Annotated in this window: 8 protein-coding genes and 1 pseudogene; 4 read left to right on the top strand and 5 right to left on the bottom strand. The window is 62.9% G+C overall.

What is annotated here, in order from left to right; translation table 11 throughout:
* Positions 1–165: pseudogene (locus ACXJ7R_RS18150) on the top strand (aromatic ring-hydroxylating dioxygenase subunit alpha); the annotation flags it as partial.
* Between the two features lie 53 nt (positions 166–218).
* On the opposite strand, the gene ACXJ7R_RS18145 reads toward ACXJ7R_RS18150, so the two are convergent.
* Positions 219–1,637: an aminotransferase gene (locus tag ACXJ7R_RS18145; protein ID WP_457153042.1), complete on the bottom strand. Its 1,419-nt coding sequence runs from the start codon at positions 1,635–1,637 to the stop codon at positions 219–221.
* 271 nt (positions 1,638–1,908) lie between these two features.
* On the opposite strand from ACXJ7R_RS18145, the gene ACXJ7R_RS18140 reads away from it, so the two are divergent.
* From ACXJ7R_RS18140 to ACXJ7R_RS18130, 3 genes are read left to right on the top strand one after another with little or no spacing between them, the layout of a single operon-like run.
* Positions 1,909–2,826, top strand: a complete 918-nt coding sequence (locus ACXJ7R_RS18140) for an ABC transporter permease (protein ID WP_457153041.1) — start codon at positions 1,909–1,911, stop codon at positions 2,824–2,826.
* On the top strand, positions 2,823–3,647 hold the full coding sequence (locus ACXJ7R_RS18135) for an ABC transporter permease (protein ID WP_457153040.1): 825 nt from the start codon (positions 2,823–2,825) through the stop codon (positions 3,645–3,647). Before ACXJ7R_RS18140 ends, ACXJ7R_RS18135 begins: the two co-directional genes overlap by 4 nt.
* Positions 3,648–3,684: 37 nt before the next feature.
* Entirely contained in the window at positions 3,685–4,758 is a 1,074-nt protein-coding gene (locus ACXJ7R_RS18130) for an ABC transporter ATP-binding protein (RefSeq protein ID WP_457153043.1), read from the top strand.
* On the opposite strand, the gene ACXJ7R_RS18125 is transcribed toward ACXJ7R_RS18130, so the two are convergent.
* From ACXJ7R_RS18125 to ACXJ7R_RS18110, 4 genes are all read right to left on the bottom strand, one after another.
* Positions 4,722–6,032 (bottom strand): flavin monoamine oxidase family protein, encoded by a 1,311-nt coding sequence (locus ACXJ7R_RS18125; RefSeq protein WP_457153039.1) that lies wholly within the window; start codon positions 6,030–6,032, stop codon positions 4,722–4,724. The genes ACXJ7R_RS18130 and ACXJ7R_RS18125 overlap by 37 nt on opposite strands.
* Positions 6,029–7,105: an extracellular solute-binding protein gene (locus tag ACXJ7R_RS18120; RefSeq protein WP_457153038.1), complete on the bottom strand. Its 1,077-nt coding sequence runs from the start codon at positions 7,103–7,105 to the stop codon at positions 6,029–6,031. The genes ACXJ7R_RS18125 and ACXJ7R_RS18120 overlap by 4 nt, the downstream gene beginning before the upstream one ends.
* Before the next feature lie 115 nt (positions 7,106–7,220).
* Entirely contained in the window at positions 7,221–8,303 is a 1,083-nt protein-coding gene (locus ACXJ7R_RS18115) for an ABC transporter substrate-binding protein (RefSeq protein WP_457153037.1), read from the bottom strand.
* A 25-nt stretch (positions 8,304–8,328) separates the two neighbouring features.
* Positions 8,329–8,758 (bottom strand): TetR family transcriptional regulator C-terminal domain-containing protein (locus tag ACXJ7R_RS18110; RefSeq protein ID WP_457153036.1); only part of this gene is annotated, 430 nt, incomplete at its 5' end.

Below are 8,758 nucleotides of genomic sequence, written 5' to 3'. Positions count from 1 at the left end.
ATGCTGTCCGAGGCCTTCGAGGGCTTTTATCTCTCGGACCTCGAATATGGCGTGCGCACCCATCACGACCACCTGCGCAAGATGCTGCCGGTGCTCGGCCTGGAAACCGCGCCCGAGGAGAAGGACATGTGGAATCTGAACGACGCGCTCAGGTCGCGGTCTTAAGGGCAGACGGCGATCAGAGGCCCCCTCCCCGTTCTACGGGGCGAAGGGAGAATTCACCCCCGCCACACGCCTTCTTTCGTCAGATCATCCATCGTGCGCGAAATGCCCTCGCGCAAGATGCCGACCATGTCGTCGATCTGATCGCGCGTGATGACCAATGGCGGCGACATCACGCACATGTTGATCAGCGGACGGACCAGCAGGCCGAGTTCATGGCAATGGGCATCGATGCGCTTGCCGACATTCTTGTCGAGCTGCAGTGGGTCCTTGCTTTCGCGGTCAGCCACGCATTCGACGCAGCCCATCAGCCCGAGGCCACGCACCTCGCCGACCAGCGGCAGCTCTTCCAGTGTCTTCAGCTGCGCCTGGAAATAGGGCGCGACGTCCTGCGTATGGGCAAGCGCGCCCTCTTCCAGCAGGTCGAGGTTTTTCAGCGCCACGGCGCAACCGACGGGATGGCTGGTATAGGTCAAGCCGTGGCCGAAGATCGCGTCCGGATGGTTCGACCGGCGCAATTCTTCCAGCAGCCGCTCCGAGATGATGACACCGCCGAGCGGGAAATAGCCCGAGGTGACCCCCTTGGCGAAGGTGATCATGTCGGGATCGATGCCGAACATATCGCCCGAAGCGAAGACATGGCCAAGCCGGCCGAAGGCCGTCACCACCTCGTCGGAGACATAGAGGATGTCGTTGTCGCGGCAGATCTCGCGGATGCGCTTGAGGTAGCCGTCGGGCGGCACGATAACGCCGCCGGACGCCTGCACCGGCTCGCCGACGAAGGCGCCGATCTTCTCAGCGCCGACGCGGGCTACCGTGTCGCGGAACTGATCGACCAGGAAATCGGTGAAAGCGGCAAGGCTCATCCCGTGCGGGCGGCGGAACGGATCGGGCGAAGACAGCTTGATCACCAGATCGTCGGCGCCGTCCATCCAGTCGTGGTCGCGCGGTCGGCCATTGAGCGAGGCCGACAGATAGGTCGAGCCATGATAGGCGCCGCCCCGGCTCAGGATCAGCTTCTTTTCCGGCCGGCCGCGCACATTGTTATAGAACTGCATGAAGCGCAGCGCCGTCTCGACGGCCGAAGAGCCGCCGGTGGTGTAGAAGACGTGGCTGAGATCGCCTGGCGCATGGCCGGCGATGCGCTGGGCAAGTTCCGCCGACGGCGCGTTCATCGTGTACCACGGCGTGTTGTAGGACAGCGCCATCGCCTGATCGTACATCACCCTGGCGAGTTCCTCGCGGCGGTGGCCGACATTGACGCACCACATGCCCGCAGGCCCGTCGATCAGCCGCTTGCCGGTGCTGTCGGTGATGTAGATGCCGTCGCCTTCGCCGATCAGCGTGCGCGCTTCGGCACCGACCGAACCGGCATAGGGCCAGGGCTGGATGAGATGGCGCTTGGCCAGCTCGACGGCATCGTCGTCCCCGACATCAGCCGTTTCGCTCGCCCTCAAATCTCTCACAGCAGCCACAATAGCCTCCACATCATCTCGTCCAATTTTTCTCGGGCATGAAATTCAGCGTCAAATGCCGGAAATGGCGGCTTTCTTCACTTCATTTTGAATGTCCGTTCAATCAATATTACAGAAATAGCGCTTGATTTCAATCCGCCGATGCGGGCATGATCAAAGAAAGCCGGCAAGCCAAAACAAAATTGGGAACAGGCGCCGGCGCCAGCACAATGGGATGCCGTATGGCGGGACAGTCCAGGCCAGCAACCGAGATCACACCCGGAGCCCTGCAATGACGGCGGCGGCGGAAGGGTCGCCCCCGTGGCGCATGACGCGGGCCAGACGAAATGCCCTTCTGCAATCCGAACCCGTACAGGGCCTTGCCCTGATCAGCCCGACCTTTCTCTACGCGCTCATCCTTCTCGTCCTGCCGATCCTGGTGGTCATTGCGCACTCCTTCTGGACGCAGAACTACCTGACCATCGACCGCACTTTCACGCTGGAAAACTACCGCATCGCGCTGACCGAGCCGATCTACCGAGATCTGTTATGGCGTTCGCTCTACATCTCGCTGACGGTCAGTCTGTTCACGGTCATCCTGGCCTATCCGATCGCCTACTTCATTTCGTTCCACGGCGGTCGCCACAAGAGCCTGTGGCTGTTCCTCATCACCATTCCGTTCTGGACCAGCTATCTCTTGCGCGTCATGTCTTGGAAGGTCATCCTCGGCTACAACGGCGTGCTGAATTCCGGCCTGATGGGCCTCGGCATCATCGACGAACCGTCGACGGCGCTGCTTTACAATTCGAGCGCCGTCATCATCACGCTCACCCATGCCTGGGCGGCCTTCGCCATCCTGCCGATCTTCGTCTCGTTGGAAAAGGTCGACCGCACGCTGGTCGAAGCAGCCACCGATCTCGGTGACGGGCCGCTGCGCTCATTCTTGCGCGTGACCTTACCGCTGTCGGCGCCAGGCGTCATCTCGGCAGCGCTGATCGTCATGATCCCGACCGTCGGCGACTATGTCACGCCGAAGCTGGTCGGCGGCAAGGACGGCGTCATGATCGCCAATGCCATCCAGGCACAGTTCGGCAAGGCCTCAAACTGGCCGCTGGGCGCGGCCCTGTCCGTCACCACCATGCTGATCGTGACGCTGATGGCGGGCGCCACGGTGCTCATCATCCGCACTCTGCAGAGGCTGGCACGATGAGGGCGGTGCGGCGTTTCCTGTCCGGCGGCTGGCTGCCGGCCTACGCGTTTCTCTACGTCGTGTTTCTCTACCTGCCGGTGATTTTCCTGCCGATCTTCTCGGTCAACACGGCGGCGACGCCGAAGTTCCCGCTCTCCGGCTTCACCTTGCATTGGTACGAGGACCTGCCCCGCACCCCGGCTTTGCTCGACGCCGCCTGGAACAGCCTGATCGTCGGCGTGTCGGCCGCGGTCCTCTCCACCGTGCTTGGCATCCTCGCCGCCCGTTCGATCACCCGCTACCGCTATCCCGGCCGCCGCACCATCAACGGCCTGATCATGGCGCCGCTGGTTCTGCCGGAAGTCATCGTCGCCATCTCGATGCTGCTGGTGATGCTGCAGCTCGGCTTGAGCCTGTCGCTGTTCACCGTCGTGCTCGGCCATGTCCTGGTCTGCATCCCCTATTCGATGACGGTGCTGACCTCCGGCTTCGAGGGTTTCGACCGCAGCCTGGAGGAAGCCTCCGCCGATCTCGGCGAAAGCGCGTTCGGCACGTTCCGGCGGGTGACGCTGCCGATGGTGGCGCCGGCGATCATCTCCAGCCTGCTGGTCTGCTTCACCATTTCGCTGGATGAGTTCATCATCGCCTTCTTCCTCACCGGCACAGAGGCGACTCTGCCGATCTACATCTGGGGCCAGTTGCGTTTCGCGGCGAAATTGCCCGGCGTGCTGGCGCTCGGCACGCTGTTGCTGGTTGCCTCCTTCCTACTGATGACAATTGCCGAGATCCTGCGTCGCCGCGCCGCCAGACGCACCCAGAACGAGGGAGGCCTCTATGCCTGAGCAGCCGCAAGTCGAGCGCTCCCAGTCCGATAGGCCAATGATCGAGATCCGCAACGTCACCCGCAGCTATGGCGCGTTCAAGGCGCTTGACGACGCCTCCTTGACCATCAARGAGGGCGAATTCTTTTCGCTGCTCGGTCCATCCGGCTGCGGCAAGACCACGCTGCTGCGCATGATCGCCGGCTTCGACAATCCGACCAGCGGCTCGATCTCGGTCGGCGGCCAGCCGATGGAAGGCATCCCGGCCAATCGCCGGCCGACCAACATGGTCTTCCAGAGCTATGCGATCTTCCCGCATCTTAATGTCGAGCAGAACGTTGCCTATGGGCTGAAACGGCTCAAGCTGCAGGGCGGCGAGGAGAAACGCCGCGTCGAGGAAGCGCTGGCGCAGGTGTCGCTGACCGGCCTCGGCAAGCGCCTGGCCACAGAACTTTCCGGCGGCCAGCGCCAGCGCGTGGCGCTCGCCCGTGCGCTGGTGATGCGGCCCAAGGTGCTGCTGCTCGACGAACCGCTGTCTGCGCTCGACAAGAAACTGCGCGAGCAGATGCAGGTCGAGCTGCGCCGCCTGCAGCAGGCCGTCGGCATCACCTTCGTGCTGGTCACCCACGACCAGTATGAGGCGCTCGCCATGTCCGACCGCATCGCCGTGATGTTCGGTGGAAAAATCGCGCAGGTCGCCTCGCCCAAGGAAATCTACCAGCGGCCGGTCAATCGCCAAGTCGCCGACTTCCTCGGCGGCATGAACTTCGTCAAGGCTGAGATCGTCGAGGAGAATAGCGCCTCATTGGTTGTCGACACGCTGGGCTTCGGCCGCGTCAAGACCGACAAGCCCAAGGCCTTCGTGCGCAATGGTGGCGCAGCCACGCTCGGCATCCGGCCGGAACGTCTGCGCGTGCTGTGGGACAATGCGACGGCCAAGTTCGAGGTCGCAGGCAAAGTGGTCGAACGTCACTATTTCGGCGAGATCACCCATTTGATCGTCGAGATACCGGGCCTGGAAAAGCCGCTGTCGGTGACCGAGACCAACGATTTCGGCGCCGACGACATCCCGGTCGGCACCTCGATCCGCCTTGCCTACGATCCCGAGGCGCTAGTGGCGATGGCCGATTGAAGCTCGGCCATGATCTTGCGCGCGGCGATGCGCCCGGCAACGATGGCGCCTTCGACATAACCCGGAAATGACGGCGACAGTTCTGAACTGGCGAAATACACCGGCGCAGCACCGGTCAGAAGCGTGCGCTCGGCGTCGGTTGCCTTCGCATCGATGATGAGATCGCCGTAGGCGCCGCCGCTCCAGCGGTCATCCGTCCAGTCGCGATAGCTGAGATCGAGGATGCCGGCCGCCTCGGGCCCCAAGGCCTCCACCAGCTTTTTCGCTATTTCGGCGCGCAGTGCCGCATCGCCGAATTCGCGCCAGCGCAAGGCGAGCGGCCCGCCGACGAAGACCACCAGCGCGGCGTCATCGTCGTCCTTGCTGACATCACAGGCAAAAAGCCCCGGCAGGTCGCGCCACATCACCACGCCGCTCAGGCCTCGGTCGCGCCAGAAAGCGGTGGGATAGCGCACCAGCACCTTGATCACCGCGCCGCTTTGCCAGACCGCCAGAGCTCTTTGCAGGCCAGCCGGCAGCGGCGGCGCAAAATCCAGTTTCGCGGCCATCGTCGGCGGTACGGCGATCAACACCGTCCGCGCCTCGATGGTGCCCGCCGCCGATGCGAGACGGACCCTTCCCGGCCCATGTTCGATCCCCGTAACCGCTCTGCTCAACCGCAGCCGGTCGCCGAGATCGCGAGCCAGATCGTCGGCCAGCGAATGCATGGTTTCGCGCACGAAATACTGCAGCTCCGTCACCTCGTTGGTGATGCGCCGGTCATTGTCGATCAGGTGCCACAACGGCAGCTTTTCCAGAGCCTGACACCACAGGCCTTCGATCATCGAGCGGAACACCGCCTTGGCGTCGTCAGGATCGCTCTGGCCAGCGAGCCATGTGGCTACGGTCAGGCCGGCAATTGCCGGATCATCAGGCGAGATCGCATTCATGCGGTCGCGGATCGCCATCGAGCCGGCATAAGTTCGTTCCGCCTCCCTCGCAGACATCGCCGGTTGGGCGACGAAGTCGCCATCCAGATAAGTCTCGACCAGCGTCTTGCGGCGCGCCGCGACGAGGGCCATCAGCTTCGGCATGTCCTCGCACAGGAACTGACCGCCACTGTCGACGCGCTCGCCGAGCCCATTCTGCCTGGACTCGACGCGCCCGCCGACGCGGTCACGCGCTTCGAGCAGCCGGAAGTCCATGCCGACCGCCTTCAGCTCGAGCGCTGCCGACAGGCCGGTGAAGCCGGCACCGACGATGACGACGTCGGTTCTTTCCGGTTCGCTCGTCAATAGCCGGCCTTGATCTTCTCGAACTCGGCGACCATGCGCTGCTTGAGCTCCGGCGCCACCGGCTKCTGGAACAGCGTCTTGTCGAGGAATTTGTCGAGATTGTCGAAGCCGCGGTCGACCAGCACCTTGTGGTCGATCGCCGCCATGCCGGCACCATTGCCATGGCCGTAGCCGAAAGTCTTGACCAAGTAGTCCGACACGGCGGGTGCATTGACGGAGTTCAAGAAATCATAGGCTTCGTCGAGCTTGCCCGGCGCATCCTTCATCAGCACATAGCCGCACACCCAGGTCGAAATGCCTTCCTTGGTGTCGCGGTTCATGGCGATCGGCATGCCTTGCCCCTTCAGCGTCACGAAGGTCTCGTTCCAGCCCCAGACCAGATCGACCTCGTTGCCGATAAAAGCCTGGTTGAGGTCGGTGTCGTCGGTCCAGTAGAAGCGGATGTTCTTGTGCACGTCGCGCAGGAAAGCGGATGCCTCCTGGAACTGTGCATCGGTCATCTTGGTCCAGTCCTTGAGGCCGATGACGAGGCTCGCCAGCGCATAGGCGTCGTCGACATTGTCGCCGATGGTGACACGGCCCCTATACTTGGGATCGGCAAAAATCCTGAGCGACTGCGCCTGTTCAGCCGTCACCTTGTCGGTGCGGTAGAGCAGCGAGGTGTTGCCCCAGTCGAACGGCATGAACCAGGCCTTGCCGTCGGCGGTGGTGGCGAGATCCTTCATCGCCATGATGCCGGGATTGAGGTCCTTCCAGCTGGCGATCCTGGAGGTGTCRAGCGGCTGCAGCATGTCGGCCTCGCGCCACTTGACCACGCTTTGCGAACAAGGGTGGGCAACATCGGCCGTGAAGCCCGCCCGCATCTTCTCGAAAGCTTCGTCCTCGTCGCCAAAGAAAGCGAAGGTCGGTTCGGCGCCGTATTTGGCAGCGTAGGTGGGGTGCAGCAGCGGATCTTCATAGCCCGACCAGTCGAACACCACGAGGTCGCCGCCGCCCTCCGCCAAGGCATGGACGGAGCCCGCGCCGATCAAACACGCGGCGGCAAGGGCAAGGCGGCGTAGCACTGACTTCATGGCTCGAAAACTCCCCCGTCGCGAAAAAGGTTGCTGTGACGTTAGGAGAATTCGGCTTCTTTGGCGAGCCCGTCCGCCCGCCATGTCGACGGGCGGACGGACCGGCGAGACAGGCTCAATAGCCGGCTTTGATCTTCTCGAATTCGGCGATCATCTTGAGCTTGAGGTCGGAAGGAACCGGCGACTGGAACAGCGTCTTGTCGACGAATTTCTGCACGTCGTCATAGCCCTTTTCCTTCAGCACCGCCTGATCGACGCCAGCCATGCCCTTGGCATTGGCCTGGCCATAGCCCCAGTCCTTGACCAGCACCTTGGCGGTCTCCGGATCGTTGACGGCGTTCAGAAAGTCATAGGCCTTGTCGATATTGTCGGGCGCGTCCTTGAACAGCACGTAGCCGCAGACCCAGGTCGAGATGCCTTCGTCGGTGTCCTTCTTGGACATGATCGGCACACCGGCGGCCACCGACTGTACCGTCGCGTCATTCCATGCCCAGGCGAGGTCGACCTCGCCACCGCTCAGCAACTGCACGACGTCGGTGGTGTCGGTCCAGTAGGAGCGCACGTTCTTGTGCACCTGGCGCAGGAAATCCGAAGCCTGCTTGAACTGGTCGTCGGTCATCTTGGTCCAGTCCTTGAGGCCGATGGCCAGACTGGCAAGCGCATAGGCGTCGTCGACATTGTCACCGATCGACACCCTGCCTTTGAACTTGGGATCGGCGAAGGCCTTCAGCGACTGCACGTCCTTGGCGTCGATCTTGGAGGTGTTGTAGGTGAGCTGGGTGTTGCCCCAATCCCAAGGCATGAACCACGCCTTGCCGTCCGGCGTGGTGGCAAGATCCTTCATCGCCATGATGCCGGGATTGAGGTCCTTCCAGCCCGTGATTTTCGACGTGTCGAGCGGCTGCAGCAGGCCCGCCTCGCGCCATTTCACCACGCTCTGCGAACAGGGATGGCCGAGGTCGGCCTTGAAGCCGGAGCGAACCTTCTCGAACGCCTCGTCCTCGTCGCCGAAGAAGGCGAAGGTTGGCGAGTCGCCGTTCTTCTCGACATATTTCGGGTGGAAGCTCGGGTCTTCGTAGCCGGACCAGTCGAACACGATCAAGTCCTTGTCGGCGGCGACCGCAAGTGCGGCGGCCGATGCCGCCAGCGTTCCGGCCAGCGCCAGGGTCAATGTCAGGCGTCTTGTCAGTGTCTTCATTGCCGTTCCATCCTCTGTGGTTTTCTTATGGTTTCGCCGCGCCGGCCGCCTTCCACGGATAGTGTTTGGGGAATGCCGCCGACAGGAATTCATTGGCCGCCTGCAAGGCGGTTTCACGGGTGGTGTCCTCGGTGCCCATCATCAACCGCAGCCACAACCCTTCGGTCATGGCACTGAGTGCCAGCGCCATGACCTGCGGCTCATAGGCATAGTCGCCGTTCTGCTTCAGCGCCGCGCAAAGGTCGATGAAGATGTTTTGGTAGACGGCATCGCGGGCACTGCTCAGCGCCTGATAGGTCGGCCGCGACTTGGCCTCGCCCCAGAAGGCGCACCAGGCGGCGAGCTTGCGCTTGTTGCAGATCGAACGGTCGAAATCGGCCGCGACCAGCGCCTGGAGTTGCCGGGCGGGATCATCGCCGGCCTTCTGCAGGGCATTGCGCCAATGCGCCGAGTAC

It is taken from the genome of Mesorhizobium sp. P5_C1 (genome assembly GCF_054049815.1).
The sequence above is the reverse complement of the archived record's forward strand: the minus strand, read 5'-3'. Positions and strand labels throughout refer to the sequence as shown.